This is a genomic window from Candidatus Hinthialibacter antarcticus, assembly GCA_030765645.1.
GTDB classification, from domain to species: domain Bacteria; phylum Hinthialibacterota; class Hinthialibacteria; order Hinthialibacterales; family Hinthialibacteraceae; genus Hinthialibacter; species Hinthialibacter antarcticus.
Genome location: JAVCCE010000072.1, coordinates 36099 through 57322, shown reverse-complemented (window position 1 = coordinate 57322; position 21224 = coordinate 36099). Strand labels below are relative to the sequence as shown.

Sequence of the window (21224 nt, the reverse complement as noted above, 5' to 3'; positions counted from 1 at the left end):
CGTCGGCCTTCGGCCTCCTCGCAATGACACTGACCTTGAATTTCAAGACAGTCGCTACCTCGGAATTCTCACAACGTTTCAAGTAGGGTGGCGTTGAGTGAAACGAAACCCACCAATGAAATTTTTTCAAATTTAATAATCAAAAGTAAACGGTGGAATTCATTTTATTCATTCCACCCTACATTAGGCTGGGGTGGCAAAGGCAAGAACGAGCATCGCCTACCGCACCTCCTGCATGGGGCGGACGGCAGGTGAGGGCAGTGGGAGGGCGAGGCTCCCGCCGAGCCGCGCAAATGAGATAACTGTTTGTAAAAATCTGGCTCACCAGGAGGTTCGCCCTCCCAATAATACCCCCTCACATCTTCATCCAGAATTTCTTTTGGGCTATAAATAAATCATCTTATACGTTGGAGAATTTGGATGAACAATTGCCGCCGCTTTATATCCATCGCATGTTTTATACTTACCATCACCTTTCAACTGTCCGCTTTCGCTGAGCGTGATTGGCTGGTCGAAGGCTTGAATGAACCCGTTACCATTGACGTGCTCGACTCAGGCAAAACCCTCAGCATCTCGAATGGCCTGATCGAACGCACGTTTCGTTTGCATCCCAATCTCGCGACCATCAGTTTTCGCCATCAAGTCACCGAAGACGAATTCGTGCGCGGCGTGAAGCCCGAAGCCCAAGTGGTCATCAACGGCGCGACCTACGAAATCGGCGGGCTCAAAGGCCAACCCAATTACGCCTATCTTGAGCAAGATTGGATCGACGATCTGACCGCCTCGCCCGATGCGTTTCAGTTCAAGGGATACTCCACCGGCGATTGCGTCCCGCCGCTCGAATGGAAACAAAAGCGATACGCAGGCGATACCAACTGGCCTGCCAAGGGCAAGCATTTGACGTTGAATTTTCAATCGCCAGAAAATCAGCTATCGCTGGCTGGCATCGAACTATCCGTCCATTATGAACTATATGAAGGCATCCCCGTTTTAAACAAATGGGTGGAGATTCAAAACAACACCGACGCCGACATCACCATCGACTCGCTCACGGTCGAAATTCTCGCCGTCGTCGAACGCATTAGCGAGGTCAACCTGGCGCGATCCACCAAGCCGCGCCAATTCCAGAACCATATTGACCCGAACGACCTGGCGTTAATCACAAACTCCCGCTTCCACGCGCAAAGCGATTACATGTTTTGCGGGATGAGTTACCTCTCCGCCGACCAAACCAATTACTGGGAACCCGATCCCGATTATGCAACTCAAGTTAATTACGACCGCACTTGGCCTCACTTATTTACTAGCCGTTATCCGTACGGCCCCGGCGCACACGTCGCGCCCGGCGAATCGTTCACCTCATTTCGCGTGATTGAATTGCTGCATGACAGCGACGACAAAGAGCGGCGCGGACTTGCCATCCGCAAGTTGCACCGCGTCCTCACGCCTTGGGTGACCGAGAACCCCATCATGCTGCACCTGCGCTATTCCGACTCGGAATCGATCCGCAACGCAGTCGATCAATGCGCTGAAACCGGGTTCGAAATGATCGTGCTAAGTTTCGGCAGCGGCATCAGTATGGAAAATATCGACCCTGAATACATCGCCCGCTTCAAAGCCGACTTTGATTATGCGCATAGCAAGGGTATCGAAATCGGCGCGTATTCGCTGCTTTCGTCGCGCAGCGCCGGGCCGGAACATGACGTGATTGACCCCAAGACAGGCAAACCCGGCGCCTACTTCGGCAACGCGCCTTGCCTGATGAGCGAATGGGGCGACCGCTATTTTCACAACCTGAAGACGTTTATTAAAGAAACAGGCTGCGACCTGTTAGAGCATGACGGCTCCTACCCCGGCGACCCCTGCGCGTCGACAGTGCATCCAGGCCACAAGGGTCTCGCCGATTCACAATGGGCGCAACACAAGCGCATAGTGGACTTCTATGAATGGTGCCGGGCGGAGGGCGTCTATTTGAACGTGCCTGATTTGTACGTCTTCAACGGTTCTAACAAAATCGCGATGGGCTACCGCGAAACAAACTGGAGCCTGCCGCGCGAACAGCAGGTCATCCACAGCCGCCAGCACATCTATGACGGGACCTTTCTCAAACCGCCCAGCATGGGTTGGATGTTCGTCCCGCTGGTGGAATATCACGGCGGCGGCGCAGCGGCGACTATTGAGCCGCTCAAAGACCACCTCGATACTTACGAAACGTTCTTGATGCAAAACTTCGGGGCTGGCGTACAGGCCTGTTATCGCGGCCCGCGCATCTATGACGCGCCGGAAACCAAAGAGATGGTTATTCGCAGTGTTCAGTTTTATAAGAAATACCGCGACATTCTTGATTCAGATATCATCCATTTACATCGCCCCGACGGACGCAACATCGACGGTATATTGCATGTGAATCCTGAATTGAAGAACAAGGGATTTGCGATGTTGTTTAACCCGACCACTGAAACTGTCAAGCGCACATACACCCTGCCGTTGTATTACGCAGGCATTGAGAGCAAAGCCAAAGTCAGTGAAAAAGAAGGGAAGTGGAAAACGTATTCACTGAATCAAAAACAAGAAATCGAAATTCCAATCGAGATCGAGCCGCGCGGCATGACTTGGTTTGTGATTCAATAGGCACAACTCATTGCTCATTCTTGATCCCCCCTAGCCCCCCTTAAAAAGGGGGGCTAGGGGGGATTCAGCAACACGCCAAATAATGTTTCAACATTCAATTTGATTGGTTATGAATCCACTCTACATTTTATGGCGCCTTACTTCGCTTCGCCGCAGAGATGCAGCAGCCACGCCGACGTCTTTATGCCTTTGATAAAATCATCCAGGCTGAATTTTTCGTTCGGGCCGTGCATGTTGTCGTCGGGCAATCCAAACCCAAGCAACAACACATGAACGCCAAGTTCTTCTGAAAGCGTCAATACAATCGGAATTGAACCGCCCTCGCGGATAAATACAGGCTCCGCGCCAAAACCGCGCTTGACTGCTTCTATCGCTTGATCCATAAAACGGGCGTCGCGCGGGACCATGACCGCGCCGCACCCACCGCCGTCTTTGAAGGTCACTTGAACCGAAGGCGGCGCGATTGATTTCACATAATCTACGAATTGTTGGTGAATTTTCTCCGGGTCTTGATTGGGAACCATGCGCATGGTGATCTTGGCGCCCGCCCAACTGGGAACAATCGTTTTGGAGCCTTCGCCCTGATAACCGCCGAAGATGCCGTTCACGTCTAATGTGGGGCGCGCCCAGCGTTGCTCATAGACATTGTAGCCTTGCTCGCCGGACGCCTCAGGAACTCCGATTGAATCGTTAAACGCTTTTGCGTCAAACGGCAATTTCGCGAACGCCTCGCGCTCCCAAGGTTCGAGTTCGAGCACGTCGTCGTAAAATCCAGGGATCGCAACTCGACCTGCCTGATCTTTTAATTTAGAAATAATGTCTGCAATCACGTTGCAGGGGTTCGCCACCGCACCACCATATACGCCTGAATGCAAATCCTGCTTCGGCCCGGTGACGCGAATTTCCTCGCCGACAATGCCGCGCAGCCCATACGTCACAGCGGGCATTCCAGGGCCGAATTGGCTGCTGTCGCTGATGACGCCGACGTCGCATTTAAGTTCATCTTTATTCTTAAGAATGAAGTCATACAAATTAGCGCTGTGAATTTCTTCTTCGCCTTCAATGAGGAAGGTAATGTTGACCGGCAATTCGCCGTTTGATTGAATCAGCGCTTCGACGGCTTTGATATGCGCAAAACATTGCCCCTTATTATCGGTCGCGCCGCGCGCATACAGATTGCCGTCGCGCACCTGCGGATCAAACGGCGGAGTCTGCCATAAATCAACCGGGTCTTCTGGCTGCACGTCATAATGGCCATAAATTAACACCGTGGGTTTTCCAGGCGCTTTATGATGCTTGCCTAAGACGACGGGGTTGCCAGCCGTCGGGCAGAGTCTGGTCTCGAACCCAATCGAATTCAGTTGAGACTCAACATACTGCGCTGCGCGTCCGCAATCGGCTTTGCGGGCGCTTTGCGCGCTTACGCTGGGAATCTTCACCCATTCAACCAGCTCATCCACAAACCGCTGGCGGTTCTGCTCAATATAATCAAGTATGGCTTGCATGAAATGTCTCCTGATGAATCACGAGGCGCCTTGTTGATAACGCTCACGAATACGGGGATCAAAAAAGGCTGCGATGAGATCAACCATCAGATTTGCCGCAACGAATATCACAGCGGAAAGCATGACCAACGTTTGCACTGACGGGATATCCCGCGCAAATACCGCTTGCACCAGAAAAGAGCCCAATCCCGGCCAAGAATAGACATGCTCGGTCAAAACCGCGCCGCCAAGCAACATGCCCAGTTGCAAGCCAAACACCGTCAAAATCGGCACAAAGCCCGCACGGAACGCATGGCGCCATATTTTGATGCGTCCGACGCCTTTGGATCGGGCGGTGCGAATAAAATCCTGTTCGAGAATTTCGATCAGCGTGGTGCGCGTCATTCGCGCAATTAATGCAGACGCGAGCAACCCGAGCGTCAATGAGGGTAAAAACAAATGTTGGAACGCTTGGAAAAATCCAGGAATATTCTTCGCCAACAGCGCGTCGATGGTATAAAGCCCTGTGATCGAAGAATCAATCGGCGACGGCCCACGCCCTGAGGTCGGGAACCAATACAGTTTGTAGGCAAAATAATAAATGAATTCCAACCCCAACCAGAAAATAGGAATCGAAACGCCAATCAGCGAAACAATAATCGCGCCCGTATCCGCCCAGCGGTGTTTGTACGCCGCAGCGAACGTCCCTAACGAAATGCCAATGAGTCCAGCGATAACCATCGAATAGAATGAAAGTTCTAACGTCGCGGGAAAGCGCTCGCGCACTTCCGTCAGGACGGGGCGCTCGGTCAACAGTGAGCGTCCCAAGTCAAATTGGGCCAGGCTCCAGACATAACGTCCAAATTGAACGGGCAGGGGATCGTTCAGCCCCAGTTCATTGCGAATGCGTTCCACTTGTTCCGGCGTCGCCCTCTCGCCCGCCAGCACAACGGCGGGATCGCCGGGAATCATCTGAAGCAATAAAAAAGTCAATACCAAGACGCCCAGCAAAATGGGTACAGCGCCCAACAACCTTCGTATGATATAATCAGTCATCTACATCTTTCCTCATTTGGATTGAGTACATCATATCGGTACACTGGTTGAGAATCCACGGAAATTGCGCATGATTATCTTCGCCGTTGGCTTTCAATCGTCTAGAATGCCATTCGGTAAGAAAATCGCACAAAATAAATGGCCTGGAGTTGTTGTACGATGAAGAAAAAAGTGATTTGGGGACTACTCATCGTCGTACTGATCGCCGTTGCTGCGGCGGGCATTATGATTTATCAAGAATATTCGGTATGGAATACGCCTTGGGGAACAGCAAGCGACCGCCACCTGATTGATATTCCAGAAGGGTGGAGCGCCCGCCAAATCGGAACGCTGCTTGAAGAAAAAGGCATCATTGATAACGTCACCGTGTTTTTAGTCATTGCCGACTTACGCGGCATCGGCGACTCGCTCAAAGCAGGCGAGTATGAATTCACCGGCGACCAGACGCCATACCAAGCGCTTGATCTACTCGCAACCGGTTGGAACTATCGCCGCTCGTTGGTGATTCCCGAAGGCTTTACTCAGCTCCAAATCGCTCAGCGTTGCGAAGAGATGGAAATTTGTACGGCGGAAGCGTTTATTGCAGAAAGCAACACCTCTCAAACATTTGCGATTGTTGTTGCGGCGCCGGATGGAACCAACGCAGCCAATGAAGGCGTATTTTTTCCTGATACCTATTTTCTGATTCGCAATACGCCGCCAATTAAAGTCGTCGAGCGCATGGTAAGAAAATTTGAAAAAGTGTTTAACCCTCTCTTTACAGCAGCGCAAAATGACCAGGAAAAATCGTATTGGTGGAAAGAAGCAAGTTTGGTCGCAAACGATTCTTCGCATTCTGTCATAATTTTGGCCTCTATCATTGAAAAAGAAGCCAAGAACGATGAAGACCGCGCTAAGATCGCAGCCGTTTTTGTCAACCGTCTCAGAAAAGGGATGCCGCTACAATCGGACAGCACAGTTCACTACTCCATCCAGGACTGGTCTCGCGCATTAACACTGACTGACTTAGAATTTGATTCGCCCTATAACACCTACCAGCGCAAAGGGCTGCCGCCAGCGGCAATCTGTAATCCCGGCGAAGCATCGCTACGAGCCGCAATGGAGCCTACTGATATCGACGCCTTATACTTCATCGCGATGAATAGCGGCGAAACCAAATTCACTGCGGATTACAACGAATTTCTGAAATGGAAGCGCGAATACAAAAACGGGCAATAGACGAAACATTTCTCGTTTCTTTTGACCTGATAACGGCGGCTTTATAAGCGCCGTTTTTTGTTTTATGAATCAATTTTCACCATTGGGATGGAGAGGTTTCAAATGATAAAAGGCAGAGCCACTCAAACAGGTTTTACGCTGATTGAATTATTGATCGTTGTCGCCATCATCGGAATTCTCGCAGCCATTGCCGTCCCCAATTTCATCAACGCGCAAGTACGCGCCAAAGCCGCGCGCAGCCAAAGCGATATGCGCAGCCTCTCGCTCGCGTTAGAAACCTATCGGCTCGACAATAATATGTATCCGCCGACTCCCAATACAGACGGCAGCCTTCGCTTTGCGCGGCTCGCCCGCTTGACCTCTCCCGTCGCGTATATGAGTTCCGTTCCACTTGATCCATTTCGGGACGGGATAGACCCATCAGGCGAAGGCGTATTTCAAATGGAAGACAGCGCGTATCCCTTATGGGATCCCGAATATGCAAATGCAGCCCGATTGAATGGCAATACATTTCGCTGGATTCCATCACAGAATAATAAAAAGGGCGGATTCGTCTTACATGGCGCAATGCCGGATACAGATTATGAAGCAGCGGAGGGAATGCCGTTACACCTATACGATCAAAGCAACGGCGTTATTAGCAGCGGCGATCATTATGTATTTGGAACATAAACGGGCCGCTTAGTTTTCTGTCTTTTCATAGCGCTGCCTGAGTTGTCCGCAGGCGGCGTCGATGTTGCGGCCCCGGCTGTATCGCACCGTAGCGTCAATGCCGCTCTTGCGTAATTGCCGACGGAAATTTTCGACTGTCTTCGCATTCGATGATTTAAAGGGAGAGCGGGGAACCGCATTAAACGGAATCAGATTGACATGTGAAAGCAAATCTTCACAGATTCCCTTGAGTCGAACGGCGTCTGCTGCGGCGTCATTCAGCCCTGAAATCATCAAATATTCAAACGTCAATCGCCTTTTTTGCACCCGTTGATAATGTACTAACGCATCCTTGAGTTGACTCAGCGAGTAACTCCTCGCCAATGGAATCAATTGCTCGCGGTCGGCGTCGCGGGTCGCATGTAATGACACCGCCAGTTTAACCTTCCATTCTTCTTGGGCCATCCGGTAAATCTCAGGCACAAGCCCGACGGTAGAAACGGTAATCCGGCGCGGAGAAAGGTTCAGCCCTTGTTCACAGGTGAGGATATCAATGGCCTTGCTGAGGTTGTCAAAATTATGCAGAGGCTCGCCTGATCCCATAAAAACGATGCGCGAAACGTCATATCCCTCACAGACGAACCCCATCACTTGTGAAACGATTTCACCCGGCGTCAGGTTGCGCTTGAGGCCGCTTTGCCCCGATGCACAAAATTTACAGGCGAATTGGCACCCGGCCTGCGTGGACAAACAGGCGGTGTACCCTTCAATTTTTTGCTTGTCTTGCTCGCGAACTTTCCCTGTTGTTTCATCGGTCTTCGCCCGTTCCGCAAAACGCGGCATACGGACAGTCTCCACCCGTTCGCCGTCGGGAAATTCGAGCAGCAGTTTGGTGGTTTCATCCGCCGAGTCGTTCTGTTGCGCCACGATGCGGGGCGTCTGCATATCAAGTTGCCGCGACAAGTTGACGCGCATCTCTTTTGATAAATCGGTCATATCCTCAAAAGTCGCGGCGCCGCGTTCATACAACCAACGCATGATCTGGTCGGCGTGAAATCGCTTATGGCCTTTGGCAACCAGGTACTCTTGTAAGTCCCGGCGGGTAAAATCCCACACAGACGGACAATTGGGTTTATTTTGAGAAATGATTTGGTTCATTGATTAGAGCCGAGTTGGACGTACGCCCGCTTCATGTTAAAATGATTTGATCGAGAAAATTATGGCGCCTCGTTTTGTTTGCGCCAACAACAGCATAATCGGTTTTCTAATTTGCGAGGAGCCTTTTGCATGATCTTCCGGGCAATTCATTCAGACTTTAAGGCTTGCATGGACAATGATCCCGCCGCCAGAGGGTTTTGGGGCGGAATGGAAGTCTTATTTACCTACGCGGGTTTTCATGCGCTGCTGTTGCATCGCATTGCGCATGTTCTTCATACAAATATCCACTTGCCGTTTCTTCCAAGAGTGATTTCTCAAGTGAACCGCTTTTTCACTGGTATTGAAATCCACCCCGGCGCGAAAATCGCCCACGGCGTTTTCATCGATCACGGCATGGGCGTCGTCATTGGCGAAACGGCTGAAATTGGCGAAGGCTGCGTTTTGTTCCAGGGCGTCACCTTGGGCGGGACAGGCAAAGAAACCGGCAAGCGCCACCCGACCCTTGACCAGAACGTCATGGTCAGCGCGGGCGCAAAAGTTCTAGGCAACATTCATCTCGGTGAAAACGTAAAAATCGGTGCGCAAGCGGTGGTCTTAAAAGACGTTCCGCCAAACTGCACAGTGGTCGGCGTCCCGGGGCGCATCGTCATTCGCGATGGACAACGCGTCGTCTCAGCGACCGGCAAACGCGGCGTGGATTTAGACCATACGCATCTCCCCGATCCAATCATGGAACGCCTGGAACAATTAACCAAGGAAATCGAGAAGGTACAACACGAAATAGAAAACCATCACAAAACGTTGCCTGAAATTGTTCCTACTCACTCCGCCTCTGACAATGCCGATGAATGATCCACTCTGGACGCGCATTCCGCGCTGGATCGAATCGAGCGGTCTCCCAAAAGTGATGCGCAATCAATTGGGGCTTGAGTGCTGGACGCTGTTTCGTAAATTAATCGCAATGGAATGCGACGCGAACCTGACGCCGGATTGGTTTGAATGCGACCTCCCCTCGCTTTCTCAACAAACGGGACTAACACAGGACGAAATTCGAGACGCGCTCATCCGTCTTGAAAAGGCGGACTATATCGCCCGCCATGAGGCGGAGGCTACCGTCCAACAGGTGCGCATACTCTCGCCGCTGCCGTTGCCGTATGGGCTGGACGCGCTTCGCGCACAGACTGCCGGGCCGCACGGCGGGCGCTTTGCCTTGCGCTATGCGGAACCGATCGACCAACTCGACAAAGCGCAACGCGTCGTGTTTTTATACCAAATGGTTTTTGGCCCCCGATTCACGCCGCGTATTGTCGAAGACCTTGAAGAAATTTCCAATTGCTATGATATGGCAGTAATCTATGATGTATTTTCAGAAGCGCACCGACGCAACGCCAAGCACTTCAGCTGGATCAAATCAAAATTGAGCGCTTCGATTGAGGCCTAACCAGCCGATCAGGAGTTGAGAGCGATGAAATCATTTTCTATGATTGGCGGCAACGTCAAAAAAATACTGGGGCAACTCCCGTCTATGGACAATCTGCCTGACGCGGACCCGGACCAACGCTGTCCCTTATGCGACGGCTACGGGCACATTATTGATGAAAAAGGCGCGCGCCCGTGTGAGTGCGTCAAAAAGGATGTCATTCTCAATACGCTCGAAGACTCCCGCGTCCCAAAACGCTTTTTGAATGAATCACTGGAAACCTTTTCGCATTCCAACACCAAACTACGCGCCTGCCTGAGCGACGCAAAAAAGTATGTCGAAAATTATTCACGCGAAAACGCTCAAGGGCTATATATCTACGGCCCCACCGGCGTTGGCAAAACTCACATTGCCATTGGAATTTTGAAAGCGTTAGTTGAAAAAGGGCATAGCGGCGTTTTTTATAACATTGTTGATTTGCTTGACGCCATCCGCGCAACCTATGACCCTCAAAACAACACAGCGCCCAAAGGGCAAATCGAAGAACGCTTGCAACGGCAAATTTTGGTCTTGGACGACTTTGGCGTTCAAAAAACCTCATCGTGGGTCGCCGACCGTTTGTATGCGCTCATCAACCGCCGCTACCAAGATTGCAAAACGCTCATCATCACCTCAAATTTAGAATACGATAATCTCAAAATGCGCGTTGACCCCGCTTTATCCTCCCGTATTATTTCCATGTGCCGGGTGATTGAAGTGCGCGGCGCCGATTTTCGCAACAGCCGAGCGGCCGTCAAACGCCCGGGCTGATTATTGCTTGAACGCTTCACAACGCTGAATGGAGTCCAGTATGAAGAATCCAGCCAACGCAGTTGGTATTGGCGAAGTCCGTAAGGCCGTGATTCCCGCCGCAGGGTTGGGTACGCGCTTTTTGCCTGCCACTAAAGTTCAACCCAAAGAAATGCTGCCGATCATTGATAAACCGACGATCCAGTTTGTTATTGAAGAAGTGGTTGAATCGGGCATCACAGATGTTTTGATTATTACGGGTAAGGGCAAGCGCGCCATCGAAGACCATTTCGACCGTTCCTGGGAACTCGAAAATTCCCTGGAAAGTTCGGGCAAGTGGGACATCCATCAGAGCATTACCGAGTTGTCGAATCTCGCGAACATCCACTACATCCGCCAGAAAGACGCCAAGGGCTTAGGCGACGCCATCTATTACGCCAAGCAGCACGTCGCGGGAGAACCCTTCGTCGTCTTGTTGGGCGATACCATCGTTGGTTCTAAAACGCCATGCACCAAACAACTGATGGACTTCTATCGCACATGGCGCTGTCCAGTGATCGGCGTGGAGAAAGTCCCGCGCGAAAAAGTGGTCAACTACGGCATTATCAAGGGCAAGCCCATCGAAGACCGCACCATTATGGTCGATGATTTAATTGAAAAACCCGATGTGGAATCGGCCCCGTCTGATTACGCCGTTGGTGGACGCTACATTCTGACGGCGGATATTTTTGATTACATCGAAAAAACGCCGCCGGGTAAATTGGGCGAAATTCAATTGACGGACGCACTGAGGCTGATGTGCAAAGACCAAAAGATGTACGCCTATCAGTTCGAAGGCAAACGCCACGACATCGGCAACCGCTTGGACTATTTAAAAACAACCATCGAATTCGCTTTGCAGCGTGAAGACCTACGCGAGGATTTCATTAAGTTCATTCAAAATGACTTGCCCCGCATGGTTGAAACGGGCGCCTTTGAAGAAGCGCCCATTGAATTACGAAAACCCAAGGGCAACCGGGCCGAAGACTAGAGACGAAATAAAAACGGGAGCGCATTTCGCTCTCGTTTTTATTGTTTTAAGATGCCTATTCTACATCCGCAGGCAATTGAATCATCCGCCCATTGCTTTCAAGTGAATATAAGCGCCCCTCAAGCCCGTCAAGCAATGCAACGCCGCGATGTTCGTTTTTAGACGCAGGCCGGTACGTCTCCCGAAATGGCTTTTGGGCAATGGTGAACAACTCGCCTTCTCGCGTATAGATATTTAGCCCGCGCGCCTGCGCGTCCACTTCGAGATCAACCGCCATGCGCTGCCCCGCCCAATAGGGAACGAGTCCATCAGAGATCGGCGGCGACCGATACGCCAAATTCGTTTGACCGTCCGCATGGTTGCCATGTACGGCGCCATAAGCATCCAGCAGGTAATAACCGCGCTCATCTACGTCGAGTTCTAAATCAACAATAACGTCTTCTTGAAAGTAGAGTTCGCCCCAAGAGGGAAAACCGGGGGGCGTTTGACCGAATGAAGCGATTTCACCTTTTGACGAGACAATCAATGCGCCGTCTATCTGTTTGAATAATTCGATATCCACCACATCTCCGCCAAACAGAAACGGCGATAACTCGCCCTGCAACCAAGGGACGGGCGCAGAAGAAACAATTGTCCGGTTGGCGCGCAAAATCACAAAAACGCCATTGTGAATTTCCAGATCAACTGCGTCATCAAAAAAAGCATCAGGACGCCAGAGGTTGTTGAAGCCGCCATTCATCAACTGAGACACTCCACCCCAACGGTCGAGAAAATAAATCAGATTGTCTAAATCGTTATATTCCGCATCCAGGAATAATCTTTGTGATGCGCCATGGTTTGGCGACTGATTTTTATACTGCTGAAAAAACGCATCATCTGAAATTCGTGAAATGAGAGAAATACGCTTTAAATCCGAATCCGCAGACTCGTTCAATATTATATTTAACAAACGCAAATCGCATGTTCTTCGGACTTGCGTTTCCAGTTGGGAATGTATGCGCTCATCCCACCCCATTCGTTTTGGAATGCGCCCTTTTTTTTCAACGGCGTCCATCACTCGAAAATATTGCACAAACGCCGCATAGGACGCTTGCTTGTCTAGGCGGATATTGTGTTCTTGTTCATTTTGCAACGGCGCCCAAGCGCGCGCCGATTCGCTCGCGTCATACCACGTGCGCCAGAGTTGATAGTTCGCCGACCATGACATCGCGCACACAAAAGCAAACGCCGCAAAGAATGGAATCATTTGACATCTTTTTTGCATCCAATTCTTGTGCATTGCCAATGCGCATGCGATTCCTGCGACTACGATCCCGATCAAAGCAGCCCCATAAAATTCTGCGCGGAAGTATGATTTGGGCATATACAATGACGGAACAAAATACACAATCGTGCTATATAAAATGAACAGCCATGCCAGACACAGCCATGCCAGAATGATGGAATTAGGGAGTTTTTTATCAGCCGTCCGTTCTTTAATTTGTAAAAAATATGCAGCGCTTAAACAAGCGGGATACCCTAAAACGCTCCATCCAAGAACCCCATATCCGCGCCAAAGCCCCATCCAGCCGATTTCATAAAGAATGATAAGAAAAATGGATGCTAGGCTGGTTTCCAGCCATTGCGGCAAGACGCGCCGAAACGGGTTTGCAGCGCGCAGCATCAAATAGACGCCGCAAACCGAAACCATAACGTCTTCTTCAAATGTTGTCTGAAAACTTGGCAGCGCATAAACCGCCAACGGCAGCAACAGAAATACCCACGATAAAAGTGCTCTAACCACTCGCGTTCCAATCGCTGGTTTTCGTTCGTCTAATTCAATGGATTAAGAATACGCCGCCGGACAATTGCGCCCAAGGGTTGATTCACACCACCAATCCGGGCGTATACTATCCAGTATGAATGATCAGGTTGTTCCATATCCAAATTTGACCATCGTGGCGCCATGCTATAACTGCGGCGAAGCCGTGGTCGGCGTGATTGAGAGCTGCCGCAAATTCACATCAAATATACTCGTCGTGAATGACGGCAGCGTAGACGAAACCCTCAAGTATATTCAATCCAGCGGCGTCGATTCAATCGGCTGGGAAGCCAACCAGGGCAAGGGCGCCGCTTTGAAAGCGGGGTTCGCCTATTGGCTTGAACGCCCGGGCTGGGATTGTCTGATAACGCTCGATAGCGACGGCCAGCACGACCCGGCGGACATTCCCCGCATGATGCAATGCCGCGATGCCAGCGGGGCGGATTTCGTTGTCGGGAGAAGACGGTTTGATTCGGAAAGCACCCCGATGGTTCGCCGCTTAGCGAATAAAACCAGTTCAACGTTGATCCGTCAGCTGACGGGATGCCCGCTCCATGATATTCAAAGCGGCTTTCGGTTATTCAACCGCCCGCTTCTCGAAGCCATGCTGCCGCATATTCAGAGCAGCGAATACGCCATTGAAACCGAGATGGCGCTGTGGGCGACGCGCAACCAAAGTCAATTCGCCGAATGCGACATTGAGTGCATCTATACGCCGGAGGCGACGACGCGCTCCGCCTGGAGACCATTCTTGGATTCGTATCGAATTGCAAAAGTTACATGTAGGCATCTATTTAAACAGAAATGACTGAGGCATCGAAATGAAACGCTTACCAACTTTCTTTTTCCTGTTGCTTCTGACCGGACCTCTTACATGGGCGCTGGAGATTGCCTACCAGGTCTCCATGCCCAATCCCAATAGCCACTTCATCCTCATTCAAATTGATATTGATGCAAATACAAACGACAGCCTTGCGATGCAAATGCCGTCCTGGTCGCCAGGCCGATATCAAATTATGGATTTCGCCCGTAACGTCAGTCAATTTTCCGCGTCATCAAATAATACGCCGCTCCCATTTCAAAAAATTGATAAAGCAACCTGGCGCATCGAAACCAATGGCGCCGCGAAAATCCGAGTGCAATATAGAATTTACGCAGACAATCTGTCCGGTGAATATTCACAATTGAATGATCGACATGCTTTTCTCGACGGCGCGGCATTGTACATGTACATTGTCGGCGCGAAAGATAATCCCGTCTCGCTCAAGATCATTCCGCCCGATCAATGGATGGTTCTATCCAGCGCGGGGAAGTTAGGCGATTCAGAGTTTCAGTTTTCACACTATGACCGCATGGTGGATGAACTGGTGCAACTGGGGCGCTTTTTTGTCTATGAATTTAACGCTGGCGAAACCCAAATTACCACAAGCATATTGAATAACGGCGACCGCGAGCCGGTCAATTCATTTCTCGACCAGGTCATGCCCATTTCGCGAACCGCAGTTGATATGTTTGGTGAACTCGATACCGACCGCTTTACATTCTTCTTCCATTTTCTACCCGACACTCGCAATACAACCGGGATGGAACACCTGAATTGCTTTCAACTGACGCGCGGCCATGATCTCGACGAAGACAATTGGAAATCCGACCTGACGCCATGGATCACCGCGCACGAGTTTGTTCACGCCTGGAACGTCAAGCGCCTGCGCCCCAAAGGCCTCGGCCCGTTTGACTACACGCAAGAGGTCTACACGCCGCTGCTGTGGCTGGCGGAAGGATGCACCAATTATCTCGCCGATCTTATCATGGTGCGCTCCGGCGTGTGGAACGAGGAAGAGTTTTATGACTGGCTGCAAGAACGCATCACCCTCTACCGCTCATTGCCCGGTGCATTTGAACGCAGCGCAGAACAATCCAGCATGGACGCCTGGCTCGACTCGCCCAAGGACATCATCGAATGGGCGCCGCAATACGTCTGGATCGATTACTATCTGAAAGGCGAATTGATCGGCCTGTGCATCGACATGGAAATTCGCAAACGCACCAACAATGAAAAGCGATTTGAAGATTTTATCCGCCTGCTGTATCAACGCTTTTATCATGACGCCGATGCGGAATCGTATTATTTGAAAGGGGAAGGTTACACAACCGACGACGTCATCCAGGCGCTTGAAGACACAACCCAAAGCGAATGGGACGACCAATACCGCCAATGGATCCAAACGCCCGGCGACCTACCGCTCGAAGACGCCCTGCGAACAATGGGGATATTTTTGCAGCGTAGCGATATTAAACCGCCGACACCCTATACAGGACTAAACCTCGTTACGGCTCCAGGCGGTTATCCAAAAATTGATTGGATCGAACTGAATTCACCCGCCTATATCGCAGGCTTGTCGCGCCACGACATTATCATTGCACTCGACAAAGAACGCGCATACCGCAGCGAATTTGACGCCGTCCTTCGTCGCCAGGGCCGCGACCAGATAGTCACCGCAACCATACTTCGCGAGGACCGCATGATAGAAAAACACTTGCGCCTTGTCGAAAATTGGAACCAACAACAATACACCGTTATTGATAATGAAAGAGCGACTGCAAGACAAAAACGCTGGCGTGAAGATTGGCTGCAACGCGCCAAATGAAATTAAATTTAGGTTCATCCGATACGTGAGTATTACATTGATGGATGGCCATGATTTTGGTTACGAGAGCGTTTGTCAAAAACATGCGCGGAAAGCGCGCCCGTGGGACTTAGCGATAAATACAGTTATGGAAACTCAAACCGCACATAATTCTGGCAAACACTATAAAACGTATTTCGGCCTATCAAAAAATGACAAACCGATTCAGGCATGGGTACAACTCTGGGAGCGCCTGTGCATAAGGGCCTGAAAGCCCGCACTGAAGCAAGCAGAGTTGCACCCATGCCATATACAGCGAAACCTCAATTCAATTGATATAAAAAGTATCCAATTTACGGAAGAACCAAAATTTATGACAAACCAGAATATCCAATCAATTCTTGAGCAAGCGCAGCAATATGCTGATGAGGGGAACCTTCAACTCGTTGAACAAACGCTGAATGACGGACTCGCGCACAATCCCGCTTCGGCGGAACTGATGGGGCATCTAGGATATTTTTACTATCAACAAAAGCGCTGGCGCCGCGCAGAAGTTTTGCTCAAAGCAATGACCAAAACAGGCGACGCCGATGAGAATGCTCAACAGTTGCTCCATGAAATACAAAAACATATTTTATCTTGCCCAAGAGTGAATTTCACTACACACACTTCAGCGCACAACACGTATTACGCTCTCGCATTTCCATTTTTAATTCTAAGTTTAAAACTCTGTGAATTGTTTACGAAGCAATCATATTTTTCTTTGAGTCGCTTTATCAATACGCTCAAACCAGCGCCCGCAAAAACCCAACAAGCCTGCCTTGCCTATCACAAAGCGCGTGAAATATTGATTGCCTCCAATGCAATGCCGTTTCAGCAACGCGGCGCCCGCATCCTAGACCTTGGCGCGGGAAACAACAGCCTGCCCGTCTACTGGTCTCGATTCGGGGCTGAGGTCATTGCGCTGGATGGCTCGATGTATGGATTTCCCTCGTTGCGCGGTATTCAACATCGCGACGGCGGCAGCGCGCAATTTATATGCGGGGACGTCACACGCTTGCCATTTTGCGATTCATCGTTCAATGGAGTTTCGGCCTTGTGTATGATCGAACATCTTCCTTATGATGCAGACAAAACCGCAATGCGTGAAATCTACCGCATTCTCAAACCCGGCGGCGTTGCAGCGATTACCGTCGAAGGCAACCGCGAGCATTTTGAAGAATGGATTGAACTGCCCTATGAAATCGGCTTCCAGATCGGCAATGAACATCAGCAGATCGAAGAACTGTTCTGCCGCAATTATTCAGAGAAAACTCTGAACGAACGTCTCATTCAGTCGGCGGAATGGGAAACGCTTTCTTCCGGCTTTTATGATGATTGCTGCATTCCATTTCGCAACTATTTCAATCGGCTGCAACCCTCAATTTCCCGGGCGGTAATGCGCCCCTTTCAACCGCTGCTTAGCCTGATGTTCTACCGACTGGCGCAAAAAACCGATACACTATCGCCTTCCAGCATCGGCTTTGCTGTTCTGCGCAAGCCTTTGTAAAATCTTGTAATAAAAAGTGCTCCCGCTACGATGGCGGTCGTTTGTTCTTGTTGAAAGTAAGATAATAAGAATAGACTAATGAACGAGGCCGATTGCGTGCAAGAGACAAAGCCGCCCAAATTGTCGATTATCATTCCCATTTATAATGAGGAAGAGTCGCTTCCCGAAGTATTGAAGCGGGTGCGTTCGATTGATTGGTCTAATAAGGAAATCATCCTGGTAAACGACTGCTCCACAGACCGCACCGAAGCCATTCTGGAACCGGAAAAAAACCAGCCGAACACGATTGTTTTAAAACACGAAACCAACATGGGCAAAGGCGCCGCCATTCGCAGCGGGCTTCGCTACTTCACCGGCGACATCGTCATCATTCAAGATGCGGATTTAGAGTATGAACCGGGCGAGATCATCAACGTCGTCCAACCCATCGCCGATGGTAAAACCCAAGTCTGTTTTGGGTCCCGTTTTATGGGAACAGTCAAAGGGATGCGGGTAGCGAACCGGGTGGCGAACTGGCTGCTTGCCCGGATGGTCTCGATACTTTTTGGTCAACGCATCACCGACGAAGCGACGGCGTACAAAGCGTTTCACCGAAACGCCATCGAACGCATTTCGCTTGAATGCCGGGGCTTTGAATTTTGCCCGGAAGTGACCAGCAAGATGATGAAACTGGGCGTTCCCATCCTCGAAGTGCCCGTCACCTTCAAAGCGCGCACCGTGGCGGAAGGCAAAAAAATTGGCTGGCCCGACTTTGTGGTCGCGGTCTGGACCATTCTGAAAGTGCGTCTCTTTTGGAGCGTGAAAAAAGCCAATCCGCCTATCATTGACCGAAGGCAGGCGCTATGAGCCGACGCACCGTAATCTTAGGGGCGGGAATCGCCGGACTCGCAACCGCCTGGAAACTCTTGCAACTGCGCCCGGATGAAGACGTGGTCATCATTGAACGCGAAAACGTCATTGGCGGGCTGGCGAAAAGCATCGACTGGAACGGCTACCGGCTCGACCTCGGCCCCCACCGCTTTCATACCGAAATCCCTGAGATCAAAGAATTCGTCCGCGCATTTTGTGAAGAGAAAATGGTAAAGGTCAAGCGTTCCAGCCGCATGTGGATCAATGGGCGCTACATCCCCTATCCCATCAAGGCGCTGCCGACCTTCCAAGCGTTAGGGCCGCTGAATTCCATCCTGTTTGGCCTCTCAGCGTTAAGCGTATTCTTTCATAGCGGCGCCGAGGCAAAATCCTATCAGGAGTATGTTTCACGTTATTACGGCGCACGGCTATACGAAGCCATCTTCGCCCCGTTTGCGCGTAAAGTGTGGGGAATCGACCCCAGCCAAATTGCCGCAGACACCGCGCGCGTCCGCCTGCGCGGCGAATCGATCTGGCATTCGTTGCTGGACGGGTTCTTCTCCAAACAGGAAACTTATGTCGCGCAGTTTCTCTATCCGCAAAACGGCATCGGCGAAATCGCTGAAAAGTTCGCTGCAGAAATCACCCAGCGCGGCGGAAAGTTTTATTTAAATCAAGATGTCTTACGGCTAAATCAAAATGAAAACGGCGTATCCGAAGTCATTACATCCAGCCCGGACGGTGAATTAAGCCACGCTTGTGATGTGGTCGTTTCTACGGTCCCGCTGCCAAACCTCGTCGATTTGATTGACGCAGATGAAAATGTAATTACCGCCGCCCAAGCGCTGAAATTCCGAGCGATTGTTTTGCTATACTTGATGTACGGCGAGACATTACCCATTGAAGATACCTGGCTCTATTACCCCGAAGAGCATGTACGGTTTACACGAGCTAGCGTCCCGGATAATTTTAATCCACATAAAACGTATGAGAACAAAACTTGTATCTGCGTTGAATTTACCTGTGAATACAATGACGAAACCTGGAACGCCGCGCCAGAACTCTTATCCAATCACGCATCTGAGGTGTTATACGCCAGCGGTCTGACTCCGCGTGAGCCAACGGAAATCAAGACAGTCCACATTAAAGAGGGATACCCTGTTTATCAAACAGAATACGAAGATAATCTTCATACTGTCCTGAACGCCGTCGCAGAACAGAAGAATATTTTGACAACGGGAAGACAGGGATTGTTCCGCCATAACAATATTGACCAGTCTATTCAGATGGGGTTGTTGGCGGCGGAACAACTCGTAGGTGAATCAATCAACCTCGATAGTTGGTATCAAAAAACTGACCAGTTTAAGGATTATCGGATCGTGGATTAAATAAGCGTTTATATAAGCAATGACAAGATTTCACAAAAGTTTACCGAAACGGTCTTGATTGAACCCAAAATAGATTCAAACTTAAGAAATGCTAGATACCTGGAAACAGGTATAAGGGCCTGGAAGGACTTTCGTCTCAAATGAACGCCTGGAAAAAAGCCTATTTAGCCGTCCCTCCGACGGGAAAATATATTCGCGAAGACCGCTGTCAGACGCCGCTGGACGAGCTGCACACGGTCGCGTTGCGGCCTCCAATTGACTTACTATACGTCGCTGGTGCACTCGAAAAAGCCGGGGTGGAATGCCTCGTTCAGGATTACCCGGCTAAAGACCTGAACTGGGATTCTTTTCGACGCAATCTACAAGAATTTCAACCCGATGCGCTAATCTTATCAATTACGACCCCCACTCTGGCGGATGACGTGAAAGCCGCCGCCATTGCCAAAGAGATCAACCCAAACATCATCACGATTTGCAAAGGCGCCCACTTCAAACATCTCGATCACGAAGCGATGAAGTTGTATCCGCAAATTGACATCGTTGTGCGCGGTGAATATGAAGAAACTCTGGGCGATTTGTCAAGCGGAAAACCTTGGCATGAAGTGGCTGGAATTACTCACAGAACAACGGAAGGCCCCGTACGAAACGCCGAACGGGCATTTATTCAAGATATTGATGATATTTCATTTCCAGCGCGTCACTTAATAGACAACTCGATCTATATCCGCCCCGATACCGAAGAACTTCAAACTACCATCGTCACCAGCCGCGGTTGCCCGTTTTCCTGTATCTACTGCTTGGCGCCAAAGGTATCCGGCAACAAAGTGCGAACGCGCTCGCCCCAAAATGTGCTAGCGGAAATCAAAGAATGCGTCGAGAAACACGGCATTCGCAATTTTCTGTTCCGTTCCGATTTATTCACCGCTAAAAAAACCTGGGTCAAAGAACTCTGCCAGGCCATTCAAGCAGAAAAACTTGACATCAAATGGTCATGCAATAGCCGCATCGACACCCTCGAAGAAGACATGCTGGTCGAGATGCGTAAGTCTGGCTGCTGGCTGATCGCCTTCGGCGTCGAACACGGCGACCCGGAAATGCTCGAATTGATGCGTAAGCAACTCGATTACGACAAAATCGAACCGGCGATCCAACTTTGTAAAAAAGTCGGCATTAAAACCAGCGTTTATTTCTTAATTGGCTTGCCTTGGGAAAGCCGCTCAACCTTCGAAAAAACCAAAGCGTTTGCCCGCCAACTCGATCCTGATTTCGTTGAATTTTTCTATACTTATCCATTCTACGGGACCGAATTTTACGAAATCGCGGTCAAAGAAGGTTTGCTGGAAGAAGGAACCTTGCCTCACGCCGCCTATAACAGCCCGGCGATTGCAACCAAGCACCTGACTCTGGACGAACTCAAGCCGCTACGCAAAGAAGCGTTGCGTTCTTTCTATCTGCGTCCCGGCTATATTTTCCGAACCCTGACTAGCAATCCATCGCCGACCGTGTTCAAAAATTACATGATCTACGGCTTGCGCCAGTTAAAAGATTTAGTGGCGTAAGCCGGTTCAGGATA

At 50.3% G+C, this 21224-nt stretch carries 17 protein-coding genes; 13 read left to right on the top strand and 4 right to left on the bottom strand.

Annotated features, from left to right (window positions below):
• Positions 1-420: 420 nt before the first annotated feature.
• Complete coding sequence (locus P9L94_18060; GenBank protein ID MDP8245993.1) at positions 421-2631, top strand: hypothetical protein; 2211 nt, start codon at positions 421-423, stop codon at positions 2629-2631.
• A gap of 137 nt (positions 2632-2768) precedes the next feature.
• Here the strand turns inward: P9L94_18060 and P9L94_18055 are convergent, their stop codons facing one another.
• Positions 2769-4136 carry a dipeptidase gene (locus P9L94_18055; protein ID MDP8245992.1) on the bottom strand — a complete coding sequence of 456 codons (1368 nt, stop codon included), beginning with the start codon at positions 4134-4136 and terminating at the stop codon, positions 2769-2771.
• 18 nt (positions 4137-4154) lie between these two features.
• Positions 4155-5171 (bottom strand): ABC transporter permease, encoded by a 1017-nt coding sequence (locus P9L94_18050; GenBank protein MDP8245991.1) that lies wholly within the window; start codon positions 5169-5171, stop codon positions 4155-4157.
• Between the two features lie 159 nt (positions 5172-5330).
• On the opposite strand from P9L94_18050, the gene mltG reads away from it, so the two are divergent.
• Positions 5331-6389, top strand: coding sequence for an endolytic transglycosylase MltG (mltG, locus tag P9L94_18045; GenBank protein ID MDP8245990.1), 1059 nt, complete (start codon positions 5331-5333; stop codon positions 6387-6389).
• Positions 6390-6491: 102 nt separating this feature from the next.
• A complete protein-coding gene (locus P9L94_18040; GenBank protein ID MDP8245989.1) occupies positions 6492-7061 on the top strand; it encodes a prepilin-type N-terminal cleavage/methylation domain-containing protein in 570 nt (189 codons plus the stop codon).
• Between the two features lie 9 nt (positions 7062-7070).
• On the opposite strand, the gene rlmN is transcribed toward P9L94_18040, so the two are convergent.
• Positions 7071-8198 carry a 23S rRNA (adenine(2503)-C(2))-methyltransferase RlmN gene (gene rlmN / locus P9L94_18035; protein MDP8245988.1) on the bottom strand — a complete coding sequence of 376 codons (1128 nt, stop codon included), beginning with the start codon at positions 8196-8198 and terminating at the stop codon, positions 7071-7073.
• A 129-nt stretch (positions 8199-8327) separates the two neighbouring features.
• On the opposite strand from rlmN, the gene epsC reads away from it, so the two are divergent.
• From epsC to galU, 4 genes are read left to right on the top strand one after another with little or no spacing between them, the layout of a single operon-like run.
• The gene (gene epsC / locus P9L94_18030) at positions 8328-9050 is read left to right on the top strand and encodes a serine O-acetyltransferase EpsC (protein ID MDP8245987.1); all 723 of its coding nucleotides are present in this window, start codon (positions 8328-8330) and stop codon (positions 9048-9050) included.
• The gene (locus P9L94_18025) at positions 9043-9639 is read left to right on the top strand and encodes a hypothetical protein (GenBank protein ID MDP8245986.1); all 597 of its coding nucleotides are present in this window, start codon (positions 9043-9045) and stop codon (positions 9637-9639) included. Before epsC ends, P9L94_18025 begins: the two co-directional genes overlap by 8 nt.
• Positions 9640-9663: 24 nt before the next feature.
• A complete protein-coding gene (locus P9L94_18020; GenBank protein ID MDP8245985.1) occupies positions 9664-10428 on the top strand; it encodes an ATP-binding protein in 765 nt (254 codons plus the stop codon).
• Between the two features lie 40 nt (positions 10429-10468).
• Positions 10469-11437, top strand: coding sequence for a UTP--glucose-1-phosphate uridylyltransferase GalU (galU, locus tag P9L94_18015; protein MDP8245984.1), 969 nt, complete (start codon positions 10469-10471; stop codon positions 11435-11437).
• Positions 11438-11492: 55 nt separating this feature from the next.
• Here the strand turns inward: galU and P9L94_18010 are convergent, their stop codons facing one another.
• Entirely contained in the window at positions 11493-13220 is a 1728-nt protein-coding gene (locus P9L94_18010; protein MDP8245983.1) for a hypothetical protein, read from the bottom strand.
• Positions 13221-13335: 115 nt separating this feature from the next.
• Between P9L94_18010 and P9L94_18005 the strand changes: the two genes are divergently transcribed.
• The 6 genes from P9L94_18005 to P9L94_17980 all read left to right on the top strand — a co-directional run bounded on the left by P9L94_18005 (position 13336) and on the right by P9L94_17980 (position 21210).
• Positions 13336-14046, top strand: coding sequence for a glycosyltransferase family 2 protein (locus P9L94_18005; GenBank protein MDP8245982.1), 711 nt, complete (start codon positions 13336-13338; stop codon positions 14044-14046).
• 13 nt (positions 14047-14059) lie between these two features.
• A complete protein-coding gene (locus P9L94_18000; protein ID MDP8245981.1) occupies positions 14060-15886 on the top strand; it encodes a hypothetical protein in 1827 nt (608 codons plus the stop codon).
• A 352-nt stretch (positions 15887-16238) separates the two neighbouring features.
• Positions 16239-17414, top strand: coding sequence for a methyltransferase domain-containing protein (locus P9L94_17995; GenBank protein ID MDP8245980.1), 1176 nt, complete (start codon positions 16239-16241; stop codon positions 17412-17414).
• 78 nt (positions 17415-17492) lie between these two features.
• Positions 17493-18260, top strand: a complete 768-nt coding sequence (locus P9L94_17990; GenBank protein ID MDP8245979.1) for a glycosyltransferase family 2 protein — start codon at positions 17493-17495, stop codon at positions 18258-18260.
• Positions 18257-19651, top strand: a complete 1395-nt coding sequence (locus P9L94_17985; protein MDP8245978.1) for an FAD-dependent oxidoreductase — start codon at positions 18257-18259, stop codon at positions 19649-19651. Before P9L94_17990 ends, P9L94_17985 begins: the two co-directional genes overlap by 4 nt.
• A gap of 140 nt (positions 19652-19791) precedes the next feature.
• The gene (locus tag P9L94_17980; GenBank protein MDP8245977.1) at positions 19792-21210 is read left to right on the top strand and encodes a radical SAM protein; all 1419 of its coding nucleotides are present in this window, start codon (positions 19792-19794) and stop codon (positions 21208-21210) included.
• Positions 21211-21224 lie beyond the last annotated feature (14 nt).

Excerpts from the sequence above, each read along its gene's own strand:
- rlmN (MDP8245988.1), bottom strand. The coding sequence starts at position 8,198 with ATGAACCAAATCATTTCTCAAAATAAACCCAATTGTCCGTCTGTGTGG.
- galU (MDP8245984.1), top strand. The coding sequence starts at position 10,469 with ATGAAGAATCCAGCCAACGCAGTTGGTATTGGCGAAGTCCGTAAGGCC.
- P9L94_18050 (MDP8245991.1), bottom strand. The coding sequence starts at position 5,171 with ATGACTGATTATATCATACGAAGGTTGTTGGGCGCTGTACCCATTTTG.
- P9L94_17985 (MDP8245978.1), top strand. The coding sequence starts at position 18,257 with ATGAGCCGACGCACCGTAATCTTAGGGGCGGGAATCGCCGGACTCGCA.
- P9L94_18040 (MDP8245989.1), top strand. The coding sequence starts at position 6,492 with ATGATAAAAGGCAGAGCCACTCAAACAGGTTTTACGCTGATTGAATTA.
- P9L94_18060 (MDP8245993.1), top strand. The coding sequence starts at position 421 with ATGAACAATTGCCGCCGCTTTATATCCATCGCATGTTTTATACTTACC.
- P9L94_17990 (MDP8245979.1), top strand. The coding sequence starts at position 17,493 with ATGAACGAGGCCGATTGCGTGCAAGAGACAAAGCCGCCCAAATTGTCG.
- mltG (MDP8245990.1), top strand. The coding sequence starts at position 5,331 with ATGAAGAAAAAAGTGATTTGGGGACTACTCATCGTCGTACTGATCGCC.
- P9L94_17980 (MDP8245977.1), top strand. The coding sequence starts at position 19,792 with ATGAACGCCTGGAAAAAAGCCTATTTAGCCGTCCCTCCGACGGGAAAA.
- P9L94_18020 (MDP8245985.1), top strand. The coding sequence starts at position 9,664 with ATGAAATCATTTTCTATGATTGGCGGCAACGTCAAAAAAATACTGGGG.
- P9L94_18055 (MDP8245992.1), bottom strand. The coding sequence starts at position 4,136 with ATGCAAGCCATACTTGATTATATTGAGCAGAACCGCCAGCGGTTTGTG.
- P9L94_18005 (MDP8245982.1), top strand. The coding sequence starts at position 13,336 with ATGAATGATCAGGTTGTTCCATATCCAAATTTGACCATCGTGGCGCCA.
- P9L94_18025 (MDP8245986.1), top strand. The coding sequence starts at position 9,043 with ATGAATGATCCACTCTGGACGCGCATTCCGCGCTGGATCGAATCGAGC.
- epsC (MDP8245987.1), top strand. The coding sequence starts at position 8,328 with ATGATCTTCCGGGCAATTCATTCAGACTTTAAGGCTTGCATGGACAAT.
- P9L94_18000 (MDP8245981.1), top strand. The coding sequence starts at position 14,060 with ATGAAACGCTTACCAACTTTCTTTTTCCTGTTGCTTCTGACCGGACCT.
- P9L94_17995 (MDP8245980.1), top strand. The coding sequence starts at position 16,239 with ATGACAAACCAGAATATCCAATCAATTCTTGAGCAAGCGCAGCAATAT.